The following is a 16645-nucleotide window of genomic DNA, read 5'->3' as shown; positions in this document are numbered from 1 at the left end:
TTTTTTGTTTTCTGCATCACAGGCCCCGAACCCATGCCCGAGAAAAAAGGCAGCCGCGACAAGACCCTGTACTGCTCGTTCTGCGGCAAGAGCCAGCACGAGGTCAAAAAGCTCATTGCCGGACCGTCGGTGTTCATCTGCGACGAGTGCATCGACCTGTGCAATGACATCATCCGCGACGAGGTGGGCGAGGCGCCATCGGCCATCGGCGCCGGTGCCGACGCCCTGCCCACGCCTGCCCAGCTCAAGGAGCACCTGGACCAGTATGTGATTGGGCAGGAGGCGGCCAAGAAAACGCTGGCGGTGGCGGTGTACAACCACTACAAGCGCCTGCGCCACAACGAGCAGGGACGCAAGAGCGGCGTGGAGCTGGCCAAGAGCAACATCCTGCTCATCGGCCCCACCGGCTCGGGCAAAACGCTGCTGGCCTCGACCCTGGCGCGCAAGCTCGACGTGCCGTTCGTCATGGCTGACGCCACGACGCTGACCGAAGCCGGCTACGTGGGCGAAGACGTCGAAAACATCATCGCCAAGCTGCTGCAAACCTGCGACTACGACGTGCAAAAGGCGCAGCGCGGCATCGTCTACATCGACGAAATCGACAAGATCACGCGCAAGTCGGAAAACCCCTCCATCACGCGCGACGTCTCGGGCGAGGGTGTGCAGCAGGCGCTGCTCAAGCTTATCGAAGGCACCGTGGCCAGCGTGCCGCCGCAGGGCGGGCGCAAGCACCCAAATCAGGATATGCTGCAGGTGGACACCACCAATATCCTGTTCATCTGCGGCGGCGCGTTCGCGGGGCTGGAGAAGATCATCGAGCAGCGCACCGAAGCCTCGGGTATTGGTTTTTCGGCCGCCGTGCGCAGCAAGCGCGAACGCGCTGTCACCGAGCTGTTTGCCCAGGTCGAGCCCGACGATTTGGTGCGTTACGGACTCATCCCGGAGCTGGTGGGGCGTCTGCCCGTGGTGACGGCGCTGGCCGAGCTGACCGAGGACGCGCTGGTGGACATCCTGACGGTGCCCAGGAACGCGGTCGTCAAGCAGTTTGCCGAACTGTTTGCGATGGAAGGTGTCGAGCTGGAGGTGCGACCCGAGGCGCTGCGCGCCATCGCCCGCAAGGCGCTACAGCGCAAGACCGGTGCGCGCGGTTTGCGCTCGATTCTGGAGCAGGCGCTGATGGACACCATGTTCGAGCTGCCCAGTCTGCGCAACGTCGAACGCGTGGTGGTCGAGGCCGCCACCATCACCGAAGGCAAGCCGCCGCTGCTCGTCTACCGCGAAGAGGCCAAGCAGGCCTGATGGGGCGTCGGGGCGCTTGAAGACGGCCACCGGCGCCCCCACCTGCCAAGGCCAGAAAGGAATTGCCGATGTCCGGACAGAACCCACTTCCCCCCCAGCCCGTCGTGCTGCCGCTGTTGCCCCTGCGCGACGTGGTGGTGTTTCCGCACATGGTCATCCCGCTGTTTGTGGGGCGGCCCAAGAGCATCAAGGCGCTCGAGGCCGCGATGGCGCACGAGCGGCGCATCGTGCTGGTGACGCAAAAGACCGCCGCTAAGGAAGAGCCCAAGCCTGCCGACCTGTTCGAGACGGGCTGCGTGGCCAGCATCCTGCAACTGCTCAAGCTGCCCGACGGCACCGTGAAGGTGCTGGTGGAGGGGGTTCAGCGCGCCAAGTTGCTGCATGTCGATGAGGGCGAGACCCACTTCAGCGGCAACGTGCTGCCGGTGGATGCCGAGGCCGAGCAGGCCGAGGCCGACGCCACCGAGCTGGAGGCGCTGCGCCGTGCCGTCATGCAGCAGTTTGACCAGTACGTCAAGCTCAACAAGAAGATTCCGGCCGAGATCCTGACCTCGATCGCCAGCATCGACGATCCGGGTCGGCTGGCCGACACCATCGCCGCGCACCTGCCGCTCAAGCTCGAAGCCAAGCAGAGCGTGCTCGACCTGGAGCGGCTGGTGCCGCGTCTGGAGCATCTGTTTGCGCAGCTGGAGGCCGAGGTCGAGATTCTCAACGTCGACCGACGTATTCGCGGGCGCGTCAAGCGCCAGATGGAGAAGAACCAGCGCGAGTTCTACCTGAACGAGCAGGTCAAGGCGATCCAGAAGGAGCTGGGCGAAGGAGACGCCAGCGCCGAGCTGGAGGAGCTGGAAAAAAAAATCAAAGCCGCGCGCATGCCGGCCGAGGCGCGCAAGAAGGCCGAAAGCGAGCTCAAAAAGCTCAAGCTCATGTCGCCGATGTCGGCCGAGGCCACCGTGGTGCGCAACTACATCGACGTGTTGGTCAACCTGCCGTGGAGCAAGAAGACCAAGGTGCGGCACGACCTGGCTTACGCCGAGGAGGTGCTCAATGCCGACCACCACGGGCTGGAAAAGGTCAAGGAGCGCATCCTGGAGTACCTGGCGGTGCAGCAGCGCGTCGACAAGGTCAAAGCGCCGATTCTGTGTCTGGTAGGGCCACCTGGGGTCGGCAAGACGTCGCTGGGGCAGTCGATTGCGAAGGCCACCGGTCGCAAGTACGTGCGTATGGCGCTGGGCGGCATGCGCGACGAGGCCGAAATCCGCGGCCACCGCCGCACCTACATCGGTGCGCTGCCGGGCAAGATCCTGCAGAGCCTGACCAAGGTGGGGGTGCGCAACCCATTGTTTCTGCTGGACGAAATCGACAAGCTGGGGATGGACTTCCGGGGCGATCCGGCGTCGGCGTTGCTGGAGGTGCTCGACCCCGAGCAAAACCACACCTTCCAGGATCACTACGTCGAGCTGGACTTCGACCTGTCGGACGTGATGTTCGTGGCGACGTCGAACTCGCTCAACATCCCGCCGGCGCTGCTCGACCGCATGGAAGTGATCCGGCTGTCGGGCTACACCGAAGACGAGAAGGTGGCCATCGCACTGCGCTACCTGCTGCCCAAGCAGCGTGCCAACAACGGCGTCAAGGACGACGAACTCGAGGTGACCGAGGCGGCGGTGCGCGACATCGTGCGCTACTACACGCGCGAGGCTGGCGTGCGCGCGCTGGAGCGCGAGATTTCGCGTATCTGCCGCAAGGTGGTCAAGGGCCTACTGCTGGGCAAGATGAGCAAGCCGGTGACCGTGACCCCGGACAACCTGGCTGACTTTTTGGGCGTGCGCAAGTTCACCTACGGGCGGGCCGAGCAGCAAAACCAGGTGGGGCAGGTGGTGGGACTGGCGTGGACCGAGGTCGGCGGCGACCTGCTCACGATCGAGGCGGCCATCATGCCGGGCAAGGGCAACGTGATCCGCACCGGCTCGCTGGGCGACGTGATGAAAGAGTCGGTGGAGGCTGCGCGCACCGTGGTGCGCAGCCGCGCGCGCCGCTTGGGTATTGAGGACGAGCTGTTCGACAAGCGCGACATCCACATCCACGTGCCCGATGGCGCCACGCCGAAGGACGGGCCCAGCGCCGGGATTGCCATGACGACGGCGATGGTGTCGGCGCTGACCGGCATCCCGGTGCGCGCCGACGTGGCGATGACCGGCGAGATCACGCTGCGTGGCGAGGTCACGGCCATCGGCGGCCTGAAGGAGAAGCTGCTGGCGGCGCTGCGCGGTGGCGTGCGCACCGTGCTGATCCCGCAGGATAACGTGAAGGATCTGGCGGAGATTCCGGACAACGTCAAGCAAGGCTTGGAGATCGTGCCGGTGCAGTGGATCGACCGCGTGCTGGAGCTGGCGCTGGAGCGCCAGCCCGAGCCGTTGCCCGACAGTGAGCCGGTGCCAGCGGCCGCAGTATCCGAAGCGGCAGCGCCTACCGTCACGCACTGAGGGTGTGGCGCGCTCGCCGTTGCGCGGTGCTGTGGCGCGCCGACCGCACCGCCCAACGCGCCGGAGTCACCCGCGAAAGACGGTCGTTTTCGTGTAGAATACTGACTTCAGACGGCGGCGGTGCCAAGTGAGGTGATCGCCAACAGTCTGAAAACCCAAGCGGGAATAGCTCAGTTGGTAGAGCGCAACCTTGCCAAGGTTGAGGTCGCGAGTTCGAGACTCGTTTCCCGCTCCAGATTTCGGGTGGCTGACCCCGTTCAGGCACTCCATCCGGCGGTCTGTCGGGTTGAACCGGACAAGGCGCGGTAGCAAAGCGGTTATGCACCGGATTGCAAATCCGAGTAGGTCGGTTCGACTCCGGCCCGCGCCTCCAGTTTGCAGCCGCTGCACCCATGGCAGCGGCACAGGCGGGAATAGCTCAGTTGGTAGAGCGCAACCTTGCCAAGGTTGAGGTCGCGAGTTCGAGACTCGTTTCCCGCTCCAGCGCAGCACGGAGCAGGCCAATCGGCCTGCCCTTTTCATGGGTCGAGGGCCAAGCGGTCATGTGGCGGGGTTGTCGGCGTGGTTTCCACGCGGTGGCGTCGTCGCCGTAGCGACGCAGCGGCGAGCTGTGGCCCGCTCCGGTGCCCAGCGAGCGGCTGACCAGACGAGCACCGTCCCGTCGATACCCGTCCGAGCGACTGCCGCGGAAGGCTGCTACTCGGCTAGCGAACCGCCTCGGTCTGCGCGGTGCGCAGCGCCCGTGGCGAGCGTGCTGCAGCCGCTTGGGCGGCCGCTCGCGTGGGCGCTGTGGCAGAACGCTTGGCGGTGGAGCGCGAATTCGCCGCCATTGCGGACTTCGCGCGCGACTGCTTGCGCGCGGTGGGTGGGTGGCGGTCGCGCCCAACGCCCTGAAGAGCCTTGCCGGCCTGCGCCGTCTGTACCGCGGGGCGTTGTAACTGCAGCGTCTGTCCGGGCCGCAGCCGGGCCTGTGGGCTCAACCCATTCCAGGCTGCCAGGTCGGCAACACGCACCCGGTGGCGCCGCGCCAGTGACGCCAGGGTGTCGCCTGAGCGCACGCGTATGGTTCGGGTGGCCGCGCGTTCGGGTGCCAGCAGCAGTTGCGCGTTGTCGGCCAGCTGTTCTGGCACGTCGCGGTCCAGGTGTCCGTCGCGCGGCACCAGTATCGTCGAGCCGGCCTTCAGGCGCATGCGCGGCGGAATGCGGTTGGTGTGGCGCAGCGCCGCTTCGTTCCAGCCCACCCGTCGCGCGGCGTCGGCAGCGCTCATGTCCTGGGGCACCCGCCATGCGGTCCAGCTGGCCAGCGGGCCGTTGTGTTCACGCAGGCGCTGCGTGAACAGCACCGCGCTGTCCCACGGCAGCAAAATGTCCGGGGTGCCCGAGGCCAGGATTACCGGCTTGTTGTGGGACGGGTTGAGGGTGCGGAAGTCGGCCTCACTGACGTCGGCCAGCCGGGCGATCAGCGCCACGTCGATGTCGCGCTCGATGCGCACCGTGTCAAAAAAGGGGTGGTTGCCGATGGTCGGCAACGTCACGCCGTGGCGCTGGCCGTCGATGACCAGGTTCTTGACCGCCTGCAGCTTGGGGACGTAGTCGCGCGTTTCGGCCGGCATGCGCAGATCGAGGTAGCCGGTGGGCAAGCCCGCGGCCTCGTTGCGCCGGATGGCCCGCTGCACATTGCCCTCGCCCCAGTTGTAGGCGGCCAGCGCCAAGTGCCAGTCGCCGAACATGCGGTGCAGCCGCTTTAAATAGTCCAGTGCGGCGCGGGTGGAGGCCAGCACGTCACGCCGGTCGTCGCGGAAGAGGTTCTGCTTGAGATCGAAGTGGCGTCCAGTAGCTGGCATGAACTGCCACATGCCGGCAGCCTTGGCGCGGGAGACCGCCTGCGGGTTGAATGCGCTTTCGATGAAGGGCAGCAGCGCCAGCTCCAGTGGCAGGTTGCGTCGTTCCAGTTCCTCGACGATGTGAAACAGATATTTGCTGGCGCGGTCGGTCATGCGTTGCAGGTAGTCGGGGCGGCTGGCATACCACCGCTGCCAGTGGTCAACCCGTTCGTCCTGTAGGTCCGGCATGGCAAAGCCGCGTTGGATGCGCTCCCACAGGGTTTGCGGCGCGACGACGGCCGCCACTGGGGCGGGGGTGGGCAGGGTGGCCTGCGTCAGATCGGCGCCTGGCAGTGTGGCCCGCTCGGCCACGGAGGGCAGTGTAGGCACTGCGGCAGGGCGCGCCGGGGTCGGCGCCGGGCCGACCGCAGCAGACGCCGTGTCCACAGGCGTGGCGGGCGCGGCGTCGCGGGGTGCGGTCATGGGGTCAGGTTGGGCTGGCACGCTGGCGCAGGCGCTCAGTGCAGCCGCCAGCGTCAGCAGTCCAAGGCGTATCAGGAGGGTCATCGGATCGGGATGAGTCAAAGACGAGTAGGCCGCCAGCCGAGCCGGGCGCTAGCGGAAGTGGTCCTTCCAACGGCGCAGCGCAGCGAACACCGCCACGTCGTCAGCATCGGTCGTGCCGGTCTGGACAGCGGCACGCACCGCAGGTTCCCGCACCCGCAGGAACGGGTTGATGCGACGCTCGTGTCCGATGGTGCTCGGCAGCGACGGCTCGCCGCGCGCGCGGCGCTGTGCCACATCGCGCAGGCTGGCCTGCACATCGGTGTTGCCGGGTTCGACCGCACGGGCAAAGCGCAGGTTGGCCAGCGTGTATTCGTGGGCGCAGCAGACGTGAGTGTCCTCGGGCAGCGTGGCCAGTCGCTGCAGCGACGCCAGCATCTGCGCCGCCGTGCCTTCAAACAGACGGCCACAGCCCGCAGAAAACAGCGTATCACCGCAGAACAACCAGCGCGGTAGGTCGACGGCGGGCTCGTTGACGTAGGCGACATGCCCGGCCGTGTGTCCCGGCACGTGCAGCACCCGCCAGCGCTGGCCCAGCGCCTCGACTACGTCGCCGTCGTCGACCGCTTCTGCGGCCACGGGCAGCGCCTCGCGCGCCGGGCCCACGACGCGGCAGCCGGTGGTTGCACGCAACGCCGCCACGCCACCGACGTGGTCGCCATGGTGGTGAGTGATGAAAATTCCCGCCAGCGGCAAACCGAGATCGCGCAGCGCCGCTTGCACCGGTGCTGCGTCGCCGGGGTCGACCACCCAGGCTGCCCGCCCGTCATGCAGCAGCCAGATGTAGTTGTCCTCGAAGGCGGGTAAAGGCTGCACCTGCAGCGCCGTCGGCCCGGACGGTACCATCGTCATATGGCGATGATACCTGCCGATGCTGACGCGGTCGACCGCTTTGCCGACGCGCTGTGGCTGGAGGATGGCTTGGCGCCGCGCACGCTGGCGGCCTACCGCAGTGACCTGCAGGCGCTGGCGGACTGGCTGGCTGGGCAGGGCAGCGCGTTGCTGCAGGCGGATGCGGCCCTGCTGCAGGGCTACCTGGCGCAGCGCCTGCCGGGCAGTCGGGCGAGTTCCAGCAACCGCCGCCTGTCGGCGTTTCGGCGCTTTTACCGCTGGGCCGTGCGCGAGGGGCTGATGAGCGCTGACCCAACGCTGCCGCTGCTGTCGGCGCAGCGCCTGCAGCGCATGCCCAAGACGCTGACGGAGGCGCAGGTGGAGGCGCTGCTGGCCGCACCCGATACCGGCGAGCCGCTGGGCCTGCGCGATCGCGCCATGCTGGAGTTGATGTATGCTAGCGGTCTGCGCGTCAGTGAACTGGTGGGGCTGCGGCTGTTTGAGCTGAGCCTGACCGACCAGGTGCTGCGCGTCACCGGCAAGGGCAGCAAGGAGCGGCTGGTGCCGTTTGGTGATGTGGCCGCCGATTGGCTGCGGCGCTATATGGCCGAAGCGAGGCCGGTGCTGCTAGCGGGCCGCGCCAGCGACGACCTGTTCGTGACCGAGCGCCACGGCCGCGCCATGACGCGTGTCATGTTTTGGATGCTGGTCAAGCGCTACGCACGGCAGGCCGGCATCCACGTGCCGCTGTCGCCGCACACGCTGCGCCACGCCTTTGCCACGCACCTGCTCAACCACGGGGCCGATCTGCGCGCGGTGCAGCTGCTGCTGGGTCACGCCGACATTTCCACCACCACCATCTACACCCACGTGGCGCGTGAGCGGCTCAAGGCCCTGCACGCACGCCACCACCCCCGCGGCGGGGGATGAACACCGCAGAGCGTGCGCATCCAGCAGCAGGCGGTGGAGGGTGCGGTGACAGGATGGCCGCACCCCGCCACCGGGTGCGTGCCGCCAGGGTACAGGGTTGGCCGATCGCGACGCCCAGCCGTGCCTTGCTGACCGATAGGACTGTTCAGCGGCCCGTTGTCGCCCGGCTGGCCGGTGCCGCACGGGGGGCACGGTGATGCGGCACGGCCCGTCGGCATGCGGCTGGACGTCGGGGGGCGTTAGATGACGTGTTGTTCCAAGAAGGCCAGTTCTTCGGCCGTGAAGCCAGCGCGGGCACGGGCGCGTGTGTTGAAGGGGGGCTTGAGGCGCGGCGCCCGGTAAGCGCGCACCAGCTGGCGGTAGTGGGCCACCGGGTCGAGTCCCGCACGTGCGCACAGCCAGCGGTACCAGCGGTTGCCAATGGCGACATGACCGATCTCGTCGCGTAGGATGACGTCGAGAATGGCGCAGGTCTGCCGGGCTGCCGCGGTGCCGACGCGGCGCAGCTTGGCCTGGATGAGCGGCGTGGCATCCAGCCCGCGCGCCTCCAGGGTGCGTGGCACCAGCGCCATGCGCGCCACCGGATCGTGCGCCGTGCGCGCGCACATCGTCCACAGCCCGTCGTGGGCGTCGAAGTCGCCGTAGTCCCAGTGACCGCCCTGCGGCCGCGGCAACGCGCACAGGTGTTCGCGCAGCAGGCAGAAGTGCCGTGCCTCCTCGGCCGCCACGCGCAGCCAGTCGTCGTAGAACGCCGCGGGCAGACCGGCGAAGCGCCAGATCGCATCCAGCGCCAGGTTGATGGCGTTGAACTCGATGTGGCAGATGGCGTGCACCAGCGCTGCGTGTCCTTCGGCGGTAAAGGGCGAGCGCGGCGGCACGGCGTCAGGGGTGATCAGGCGCGGCCGAGCCGGACGGCCGGGCAGCGGCGCAGTGGGCGCACCGAGGGCGACTGCGGTGTCCAGCGGACAAGGGGACGCGCCATCGTCCGGATGGCGTGCCTGCCATAGGCGCTGTACGCCCGCGGCCTTGGCCAGCGGGTCGCTCACCTGCAGCCAGTGCAGGGCTGCGCGCCGCAGCTCTGCCGGTTGGCCCTCGCCGTCAGCGGCCTGTGTTGGCGTGGCCATGCGGGTGGTTGGGGCACATGGCGAGGGGTGGCACGCCGCGGCACCCCCAGGGGCAGCCGGCGCGGGGCGGGCCGACACAGGCGGGTGCGACGGGGCTTGGGCAGTGTCGGGGTACATCCGTACAATTCTACGAATGAGCCTGTACCAACTCGACGACATCGCGCCCGACGCGCACCCGTCGGTGTTCGTGGCGGACAGCGCACGGGTCATCGGGCGCGTGACGCTGGCCGAAGACGCCAGTGTCTGGTTCGGCGCCGTGCTGCGCGGCGACACCGATCCGATCACGGTGGGGCGCGGCAGCAACATCCAGGACGGCAGCGTGCTGCACGCCGACATTGGCTACCCGCTGACCATCGGCGCGCACGTCACGGTCGGCCACCAGGTGATGCTGCACGGCTGCACCATCGGGGACGAGTCGTTGATTGGCATCGGTGCGGTGGTGCTCAACGGCGCGCGCATCGGGCGCAACTGCCTGGTGGGCGCGCGCGCGCTGGTCACCGAGGGCAAGTCCTTCCCTGATGGAACACTGATTCTGGGCAGCCCGGCCAAGGTGGTGCGTGCGCTGACTGCCGAGGAAATCGAGGGCCTGCGCTGGAGCGCACGCCACTACATCGACAACGCCCGGCGCTTCCGCGCCGGTCTGAAACGGCTGGGCTGAAGGGGTGGGCGTGTCGGAATTGCACAAATTTCTGTTCGATGGGGCGCCGGTGCGGGGCGCGCTGGTGCGCCTGACCGACGGCTGGCAGGAGCTGCTGCAGCGCCGCGCCGCCGCCGGCGCCTACCCGCCGCCGGTGACCGAGCTGCTGGGCGAGATGACGGCAGCGGCCGTGCTGCTGCACAGCAACATCAAGTTTGCCGGTGCGCTGGTGTTGCAGATCGTGGGCGACGGGCCGCTGAAGGTGGCGGTGGCCGAGGTGCAGCCCGACATGGCCTTCCGCGCGACCGCCACCGTGACCCAGGCGGTGGCTCCGGATGCGGCGCTGGCCCAGCTGGTCAATGTTCATGGTCAGGGGCGCTGCGCCATCACGCTCGACCCGCGCGGGCGCCAGCCCGGGCAGCAGCCCTACCAGGGCATTGTGCCGCTGCACGACGCCGATGGTCACGCTCTGCCGCGGCTTAGCGATATGCTGGGACTGTATATGCGGCAGAGCGAACAGCTCGACACCCGCCTGGTGCTGGCCGCCGACGCCGAGGTGGCTGCCGGGCTGCTCATCCAGCGCATGCCCACGGCGGGTGAGGCCAATCTGGCGGGCACGGCGCATGCCGCGGAGAGCGGCGACGACGCCGAAGAGGACTTTCGTCGCATTACGCTGCTGGCGGCCAGCCTGACGCGCGACGAGCTGCTGCGGCTGGATGCGGATACCTTGCTGCACCGTCTGTTCTGGCAGGAAAACCTGCTGCGGCTGGACGGCAGCCGCGTGCAGCCGCGCTTTGCCTGCACCTGCTCGCGCGAGCGTGTGGCCGCGATGCTGCGCAGCCTGGGCGCGGCCGAGGTGGAATCGATCCTGGCCGAGCAGGGCGCGGTGGACGTGGGCTGCGAGTTCTGCGGTCAGCACTACCGGTTCGATGCGGTGGATGCGGCGCAGCTATTTCTGGCCCAGCCGCAGCAGCCCCCGGGGTCCGACCGGGTGCAGTGACAGCCGACGTCGGGCATGGCGTGGGGCGGGCGGGGCGGCCCCATCAGCGCGTCAGGGCCCGCCGTGGCCGCCCTGGATCTGCACAAAGATTTCGTTCGGCTTGACCATGCCGAGCGACTCGCGCGCGATTTCCTCCACCGTCTGCAGGCCCTCGCGCAGGTCGTCGACCTCGGCAGCCAGACGCTCGTTACGCAGGCGCGCGGCCTCATTGGCTTGCTCCTGCCGCAGCAGCTCGCGCCGCAAGCCATCGACCTGTGACACGCTGGCGCGCCCCCACCAGATTTGCGCGTGGACGACCCCGAGCAGCACCAGCAGCCCGGCGGTCACCCAGCGCGCGCGCATCGCAGCGGCCGTTCAGCGCAGGTTGTAAAACGCCGCCCGCCCGGGGTAGACCGCGACATCACCCAGGTCTTCCTCGATGCGCAGCAGCTGGTTGTACTTGGCCATGCGGTCGCTGCGGCTCATGGAGCCGGTTTTGATCTGGCCCGCGTTGGTACCCACCGCGATGTCGGCGATGGTGCTGTCCTCCGTCTCGCCTGAGCGGTGGCTGATGACCGCTGTGTAGCCGGCACGTTTGGCCATCTCGATGGCGGCGAAGGTTTCGGTGAGCGTGCCGATCTGGTTGATCTTGATGAGGATCGCGTTGGCCACGCCTTTATCGATGCCCTCTTTCAGGATCTTGGTGTTGGTGACGAACAGATCGTCGCCCACCAGCTGGACCTTGTGCCCCAGCCGCTGCGTTAGCAGCTGCCAACCCTCCCAGTCGCCTTCAGCCATGCCGTCCTCGATGCTGAGGATCGGATACTTGTCGCACCAGGTGGCCAGGATGTCGGTCCACTCGGAGGCGCTCAGCGTCAGGCCCTCACCCGCCAGGTGGTAGCGGCCGTCGCGGTGGAATTCGCTGGCCGCGCAGTCCAGCGCGATGGCGATCTGCTCGCCTGCGGTATAGCCGGCCTTGTCGATCGCTTCCAGGATGAGTTGGATGGCCGCTTCGTGGTTGGCGACATTGGGGGCAAAGCCGCCCTCGTCACCCACCGCCGTGCTCATGCCACGGTCGTGGATGATTGTTTTTAGCGCATGAAACACCTCGGCGCCGTAGCGCAACGCCTCGCGCAGACTGGGCGCGCCCAGCGGCACGATCATGAATTCCTGCAGGTCCAGGTTGTTGTTGGCGTGTGCGCCGCCGTTGATGACGTTCATCATCGGCACTGGCAGCTGGATGGCGCCGCTGCCGCCAAAGTAGCGGTACAGCGGCAGGCCCGACTCTTCGGCCGCGGCGCGCGCCACCGCCATGCTGACCGCCAGCAGCGCGTTGGCCCCCAGGCGCGACTTGTTCTCGGTGCCGTCCAGATCGATCAGGGTTTTGTCCAGAAACGCCTGCTCACTGGCGTCCAGCCCCAGCACGGCCTCGGAGATTTCGGTGTTGATGTGCTCGACGGCTTTGAGCACGCCTTTGCCGCCGTAGCGCTTGGGGTCACCATCACGCAGTTCGATGGCCTCGCGGCTGCCGGTGGAGGCGCCGGAGGGCACGGCGGCACGGCCCATGACACCGGACTCCAGCAGCACGTCACACTCGACGGTGGGATTGCCGCGGCTGTCCAGGATCTCGCGGCCGACGATATCGACGATGGCGCTCATGTAGCTTCCTTCAAAGGCAATGGCAATGTGGGACCGAATCGAATACGGGAGACGAAGGGACGATGTCAGGTCACCCCCTCGACGACGATCATGCGCATGATGGCCGCGCGCTCGCGCGCCTGGCGCGCCTGCCGGTAGGTGGCGGAATCGTGAAACGCGCGCGCGGCAGCGACGTCCGCAAAGCGCAGCACCACCACCCGCTGGGGCTTCCAGTCGCCTTCCAGTACGGTGACGGCGCCGCCGCGCACCAGCACCTCGGCGCCGTGCTCCTGTATCGCCTGGGTGGACCAGCGTTTGTAGGCTTCGTACTGCTCGGGGTCGGTGACCTCGACGTCGGCGATGATGTAGGCGCTCATGGCGTGGGGATGCTCAGGCGGTGAAGGTGGTTTCCAGAAAGCCGCGGCGCTTGACAACCCGGTCGATCTCCTGCAGCGACTCCAGCAGCGCGCGCATGTGCTTCAGCGGCACGGCATTGGGGCCGTCCGACAGGGCGCGCTCCGGGTCGGGGTGGGTTTCCATGAAGAGACCCGCCACACCCACTGCTACCGCGGCGCGCGCCAGCACCGGCACGAACTCGCGCTGGCCGCCGCTGGAGGTGCCCTGCCCACCGGGCAGCTGTACGCTGTGGGTGGCATCGAACACCACCGGCGCGCCCGTCTCGCGCATGATAGTCAGGCTGCGCATGTCAGAGACCAGGTTGTTGTAGCCGAAGCTCACGCCGCGCTCGCACGCCAGGAAGCGGTCTTCCGACAGACCTTTTTCACGCGCCGCGGCACGCGCCTTGTCGATCACGTTTTTCATCTCGTGCGGCGCCAGGAACTGCCCTTTCTTGATGTTGACCGGCTTGCCCGACTGCGCCACCGCGCGGATGAAGTCCGTTTGGCGGCACAAAAAAGCAGGGGTTTGCAGCACGTCCACCACCGCTGCCACCTCCGGCACCTCGGCTTCGGTGTGCACGTCGGTCAGCACCGGCACACCAATGTCGCGCCGCACCTTGGCCAAAATCTCCAGGCCGCGCACCATGCCAGGACCGCGGTACGAGCGGCCACTGGAGCGGTTGGCCTTGTCGTAGCTGCTCTTGAAAATGAACGGGATGCCCAGCGCGGCGGTGATTTCCTTGAGCTGGCCGGCGACGTCGAGCTGCAGCTGCTCACTCTCGACCACGCAGGGGCCGGCGATCAAGAAAAACGGATGGTCCAGACCGACTTCGAAGCCGCACAGTTGCATGACCGGTTCATCCTAGGGTGGGTACGGACGCCGCGGCGCGCTGGCGCGCCTGCTGCTGCAGGGCCGCAGCGATAAAGGCGTTGAACAGGGGGTGTCCATCCCACGGGGTGGACTTGAATTCGGGGTGGAACTGCACCCCCATGAACCAGGGGTGGACCGCCTGCGGCAGTTCGATGATTTCGGTGAGCTGCTCGCGCTGCGTCAGCGCCGATATCACCAGCCCCGCCTGGCGCAATCGGTCCAAATACTGGGTGTTGGCCTCGTAGCGGTGGCGGTGGCGCTCGGTGACCACGGGGCCGTAGATCTGGTAGGCCAGTGTGCCGGGCAACACGTCCGCGCTTTGCGCCCCCAGCCGCATGGTACCGCCCAGGTCGGTGTGGGCGTCGCGTTTTTGCAGCGTGCCGTCAGCGTCCAGCCACTCGTCGATGAGCGCGATGACGGGATGCGGTGTGTGTGGGTCGAACTCGGTGGAGTTGGCGCCTTCCAGGCCCGCGACATGGCGGGCGAATTCGATGGTGGCCACTTGCATGCCCAGACAGATGCCCAGGTACGGCACCCCGTACTCGCGCGCGAAGCGGGCGGCGCGGATCTTGCCTTCGACACCGCGCTTGCCAAAGCCGCCCGGCACCAGGATGGCATCGAAGCCCGCCAGGCGCTCGGCCACGTCGCCGTCCTCCAGCGTCTCGGAGTCGATGTAGGTGATGGCCACGCGCACGTGGTTTTTCAAGCCGGCGTGACGCAGCGCCTCGTTGAGCGACTTGTAGCTGTCCGACAGATCGACATACTTGCCAACCATCGCAATGCGCACCTCGCCTTGCGGGTGCTCGACCTCGTAGACCAGGTCGTCCCAGCGCTTGAGGTTGGCCGGCGGGGTGTGCAGGCGCAGCCGGTCACAGATCAAACCATCAAGCCCCTGCTCGTGCAGCACGCGCGGCACCTTGTAGATGATGTCCACGTCGGGCATGGAAATCACACCCCACAGCGGCACGTTGGTAAACAGGCTGATCTTCTCGCGCTCTTCGTCGGGAATGACGCGGTCGGCGCGGCACAGCAGCGCATCGGGCTGGATGCCGATTTCGCGCAGCTTCTGCACCGTGTGTTGGGTGGGTTTGGTTTTGAGCTCGCCAGCCGCAGCAATGTAGGGCACGTAGGTGAGGTGCACGAACGCCGAGTTGTTCGGCCCCAGGCGCAAGCTCATTTGGCGCGCGGCTTCCAAAAACGGCAGCGATTCGATGTCGCCCACGGTGCCGCCGATTTCGGCAATCGCCACATCCACCCCTTCGGCGCCGCGCTGGATAAAGGTCTGGATTTCGTTGGTGACATGGGGAATCACCTGCACCGTTTTGCCCAGGTAGTCGCCGCGGCGCTCCTTCTCCAGCACCGACTTGTAGATTTGGCCAGTGGTGAAGTTGTTGCTGCGCTTCATGCGGGTGGTGATGAAGCGCTCGTAATGGCCCAGGTCCAGGTCGGTTTCGGCGCCGTCGTCGGTGACGAACACCTCGCCGTGCTGAAAGGGGCTCATCGTGCCCGGGTCGACGTTGAGGTAGGGGTCGAGCTTGATGAGGGTAACACGCAGGCCGCGTGACTCCAGCAGCGCGGCCAGCGACGCGGACGCGATTCCCTTGCCCAGGGAAGACACCACGCCGCCAGTGACGAACACATATTTGGTCATGACGATGGGCGGGCCGAGGGGCCCGTCGGTGGAAATTCAAATTATAGGCGGCGGGGTAGCGGTGCTACAGTGGCGCCCCATGAAAGCGCTGGAAGGCAAACATGTCGTACTGGGGCTGTCGGGCGGCGTAGCCTGCTACAAGTCGGCGCAGCTGTGCCGCCTGCTGGTGCAGGCCGGCGCGCGCGTGCGCGTGGTGATGACCGAGGCCGCCACCCAGTTCATGACGCCGGTGACGATGCAGGCGCTCAGTGGCGAGCCGGTGGTGCTGAGCCAGTGGGACCTGCGCGAGCCCAACGCGATGGCGCACATCAACCTGGGACGTTGGGCAGACGCGATCGTGGTGGCGCCGGCCAGTGCCGACCTGATAGCCCAGCTTGCCCAAGGGCGCGCCAGCGAGCTGTTGGCGCTGCTGTGCCTGGCGCGCCCAGCCCAGCGTGTGCCGCTGCTGCTGGCGCCGGCCATGAACCGCGAGATGTGGGCACACCCCGCTACCCAGCGCAACGTGGCGCAGGTGCAGGCCGACGGCGCCCAAGTGCTGGAGGTGGGGCAGGGCGAGCAGGCCTGTGGCGAGGTGGGCGATGGCCGCATGCTCGAGCCCGAGGAGATCGTGGAGGATGTGGTGGCGGCACTGACGCCCAAGGTGCTCGCGGGTCTGCATGTGGTGGTGACCGCGGGGCCGACTTTCGAGCCCATCGATCCGGTGCGCGGCATCACCAACCACAGCAGCGGCAAGATGGGGTTTGCATTGGCGCGCGCCGCGCGCGAAGCGGGTGCGACGGTGACGCTGATCGCCGGCCCGGTGCATCTGCCTACGCCGCGCGGGGTGCGACGCGTGGACGTGCAGTCGGCGCAGCAGATGTACGAGGCGGTGATGGCCGCGGTAGATCAGGCCAGCGTCTTCATCGCGGCAGCGGCAGTGGCCGACTGGCGCGTGGCGCAGGTGGCCGAGCGCAAACTCAAAAAAGACGGCAGCGGCCAGCCGCCCTCACTCACGTTTGTCGAAAACCCCGACATTCTGGCCACGGTGGCGGCACAGCCGCGTGCACGCAGCGGGCATCTGTATTGTGTGGGCTTTGCCGCCGAAAGCCACGACCTGTTGGCCAACGCCCAGGCCAAGCGCGTGCGCAAAGGCGTGCCGCTGCTGGTGGGCAACATCGGCCCGGCCACCTTTGGGCGCGACGACAACGCGCTACTGCTAGTGGACGAGCGCCAGGCCATCGAGCTGCCACCCGGGCCTAAGGTGGCGCTGGCGCGCCAGTTGATGGTGGAAATTGCGCAACGCCTGCGCGGCGGCCCAGCGTGAGGCGGGGCGTACCGTGTTGCTGCGCTGCCTGCGGGTGGGCGCTTCAGCATCGGCGGTGCCCTCAAGCCGATGCCGTCGGCCGGATGCGGAACCACAGCGCGTACAGCGCTG

14 protein-coding genes and 3 tRNA genes are annotated in these 16645 nt (G+C 67.5%); 9 read left to right on the top strand and 8 right to left on the bottom strand.

Annotation, left to right across the window (positions count from 1 at the left end; translation table 11 throughout):
- The first annotated feature begins 33 nt into the window (after nt 1-33).
- The 5 genes from clpX (at nt 34) to V7Z54_RS03515 (ending at nt 4268) form a co-directional block, all read left to right on the top strand.
- On the top strand, nt 34-1299 hold the full coding sequence (gene clpX / locus V7Z54_RS03535; protein WP_334134394.1) for an ATP-dependent Clp protease ATP-binding subunit ClpX: 1266 nt from the start codon (nt 34-36) through the stop codon (nt 1297-1299).
- Between the two features lie 68 nt (nt 1300-1367).
- A complete protein-coding gene (lon, locus tag V7Z54_RS03530; RefSeq protein WP_334134393.1) occupies nt 1368-3785 on the top strand; it encodes an endopeptidase La in 2418 nt (805 codons plus the stop codon).
- A 159-nt stretch (nt 3786-3944) separates the two neighbouring features.
- Nucleotides 3945-4020, top strand: a tRNA-Gly gene (locus V7Z54_RS03525).
- Between the two features lie 64 nt (nt 4021-4084).
- Nucleotides 4085-4158 (top strand) — tRNA-Cys (locus V7Z54_RS03520).
- Between the two features lie 34 nt (nt 4159-4192).
- Nucleotides 4193-4268: transfer RNA gene (locus V7Z54_RS03515), tRNA-Gly, on the top strand.
- A gap of 221 nt (nt 4269-4489) precedes the next feature.
- On the opposite strand, the gene V7Z54_RS03510 is transcribed toward V7Z54_RS03515, so the two are convergent.
- Both V7Z54_RS03510 and gloB read right to left on the bottom strand, forming a co-directional pair.
- A complete protein-coding gene (locus V7Z54_RS03510) occupies nt 4490-6175 on the bottom strand; it encodes a transglycosylase SLT domain-containing protein (RefSeq protein WP_334134391.1) in 1686 nt (561 codons plus the stop codon).
- Nucleotides 6176-6223: 48 nt separating this feature from the next.
- Nucleotides 6224-6994, bottom strand: a complete 771-nt coding sequence (gloB, locus tag V7Z54_RS03505) for a hydroxyacylglutathione hydrolase (RefSeq protein ID WP_334134412.1) — start codon at nt 6992-6994, stop codon at nt 6224-6226.
- A gap of 36 nt (nt 6995-7030) precedes the next feature.
- Here gloB and xerD point away from each other — a divergent pair, with 36 nt between their 5' ends.
- The gene (xerD, locus tag V7Z54_RS03500) at nt 7031-7933 is read left to right on the top strand and encodes a site-specific tyrosine recombinase XerD (protein ID WP_334134411.1); all 903 of its coding nucleotides are present in this window, start codon (nt 7031-7033) and stop codon (nt 7931-7933) included.
- Nucleotides 7934-8172: 239 nt separating this feature from the next.
- On the opposite strand, the gene V7Z54_RS03495 is transcribed toward xerD, so the two are convergent.
- Nucleotides 8173-9057, bottom strand: a complete 885-nt coding sequence (locus V7Z54_RS03495) for a ferritin-like domain-containing protein (protein ID WP_334134390.1) — start codon at nt 9055-9057, stop codon at nt 8173-8175.
- A gap of 133 nt (nt 9058-9190) precedes the next feature.
- Between V7Z54_RS03495 and V7Z54_RS03490 the strand changes: the two genes are divergently transcribed.
- A complete protein-coding gene (locus tag V7Z54_RS03490; protein ID WP_334134388.1) occupies nt 9191-9715 on the top strand; it encodes a gamma carbonic anhydrase family protein in 525 nt (174 codons plus the stop codon).
- A gap of 10 nt (nt 9716-9725) precedes the next feature.
- Entirely contained in the window at nt 9726-10694 is a 969-nt protein-coding gene (gene hslO, locus V7Z54_RS03485) for an Hsp33 family molecular chaperone HslO (RefSeq protein ID WP_334134387.1), read from the top strand.
- A gap of 51 nt (nt 10695-10745) precedes the next feature.
- Here hslO and V7Z54_RS03480 read toward each other — a convergent pair whose 3' ends face one another.
- The 5 genes from V7Z54_RS03480 to V7Z54_RS03460 form a co-directional block, all read right to left on the bottom strand.
- Complete coding sequence (locus tag V7Z54_RS03480) at nt 10746-11036, bottom strand: septum formation initiator family protein (RefSeq protein WP_334134385.1); 291 nt, start codon at nt 11034-11036, stop codon at nt 10746-10748.
- A 12-nt stretch (nt 11037-11048) separates the two neighbouring features.
- Nucleotides 11049-12332, bottom strand: coding sequence for a phosphopyruvate hydratase (gene eno, locus V7Z54_RS03475; protein ID WP_334134384.1), 1284 nt, complete (start codon nt 12330-12332; stop codon nt 11049-11051).
- A 65-nt stretch (nt 12333-12397) separates the two neighbouring features.
- Nucleotides 12398-12688 (bottom strand): DUF1330 domain-containing protein, encoded by a 291-nt coding sequence (locus V7Z54_RS03470; protein ID WP_334134382.1) that lies wholly within the window; start codon nt 12686-12688, stop codon nt 12398-12400.
- A gap of 13 nt (nt 12689-12701) precedes the next feature.
- Nucleotides 12702-13559 (bottom strand): 3-deoxy-8-phosphooctulonate synthase, encoded by an 858-nt coding sequence (gene kdsA / locus V7Z54_RS03465; protein ID WP_334134380.1) that lies wholly within the window; start codon nt 13557-13559, stop codon nt 12702-12704.
- Between the two features lie 7 nt (nt 13560-13566).
- Nucleotides 13567-15231 (bottom strand): CTP synthase, encoded by a 1665-nt coding sequence (locus V7Z54_RS03460; RefSeq protein WP_334134379.1) that lies wholly within the window; start codon nt 15229-15231, stop codon nt 13567-13569.
- 79 nt (nt 15232-15310) lie between these two features.
- Between V7Z54_RS03460 and coaBC the strand changes: the two genes are divergently transcribed.
- On the top strand, nt 15311-16534 hold the full coding sequence (gene coaBC, locus V7Z54_RS03455; protein WP_334134377.1) for a bifunctional phosphopantothenoylcysteine decarboxylase/phosphopantothenate--cysteine ligase CoaBC: 1224 nt from the start codon (nt 15311-15313) through the stop codon (nt 16532-16534).
- The last annotated feature ends 111 nt before the right edge of the window (nt 16535-16645 follow it).

Source organism: Tepidimonas sp. (assembly GCF_036824975.1).
In the GTDB taxonomy this organism is placed as follows: Bacteria; Pseudomonadota; Gammaproteobacteria; order Burkholderiales; family Burkholderiaceae_C; genus Tepidimonas.
This window is presented reverse-complemented; position numbering and strand designations above follow the sequence as displayed.

Excerpts from the sequence above, each read along its gene's own strand:
- V7Z54_RS03470 (WP_334134382.1), bottom strand. The coding sequence starts at position 12,688 with ATGAGCGCCTACATCATCGCCGACGTCGAGGTCACCGACCCCGAGCAG.
- V7Z54_RS03490 (WP_334134388.1), top strand. The coding sequence starts at position 9,191 with ATGAGCCTGTACCAACTCGACGACATCGCGCCCGACGCGCACCCGTCG.
- xerD (WP_334134411.1), top strand. The coding sequence starts at position 7,031 with ATGATACCTGCCGATGCTGACGCGGTCGACCGCTTTGCCGACGCGCTG.
- coaBC (WP_334134377.1), top strand. The coding sequence starts at position 15,311 with ATGAAAGCGCTGGAAGGCAAACATGTCGTACTGGGGCTGTCGGGCGGC.
- V7Z54_RS03510 (WP_334134391.1), bottom strand. The coding sequence starts at position 6,175 with ATGACCCTCCTGATACGCCTTGGACTGCTGACGCTGGCGGCTGCACTG.
- V7Z54_RS03495 (WP_334134390.1), bottom strand. The coding sequence starts at position 9,057 with ATGGCCACGCCAACACAGGCCGCTGACGGCGAGGGCCAACCGGCAGAG.
- V7Z54_RS03480 (WP_334134385.1), bottom strand. The coding sequence starts at position 11,036 with ATGCGCGCGCGCTGGGTGACCGCCGGGCTGCTGGTGCTGCTCGGGGTC.
- V7Z54_RS03460 (WP_334134379.1), bottom strand. The coding sequence starts at position 15,231 with ATGACCAAATATGTGTTCGTCACTGGCGGCGTGGTGTCTTCCCTGGGC.
- kdsA (WP_334134380.1), bottom strand. The coding sequence starts at position 13,559 with ATGCAACTGTGCGGCTTCGAAGTCGGTCTGGACCATCCGTTTTTCTTG.
- eno (WP_334134384.1), bottom strand. The coding sequence starts at position 12,332 with ATGAGCGCCATCGTCGATATCGTCGGCCGCGAGATCCTGGACAGCCGC.
- clpX (WP_334134394.1), top strand. The coding sequence starts at position 34 with ATGCCCGAGAAAAAAGGCAGCCGCGACAAGACCCTGTACTGCTCGTTC.
- lon (WP_334134393.1), top strand. The coding sequence starts at position 1,368 with ATGTCCGGACAGAACCCACTTCCCCCCCAGCCCGTCGTGCTGCCGCTG.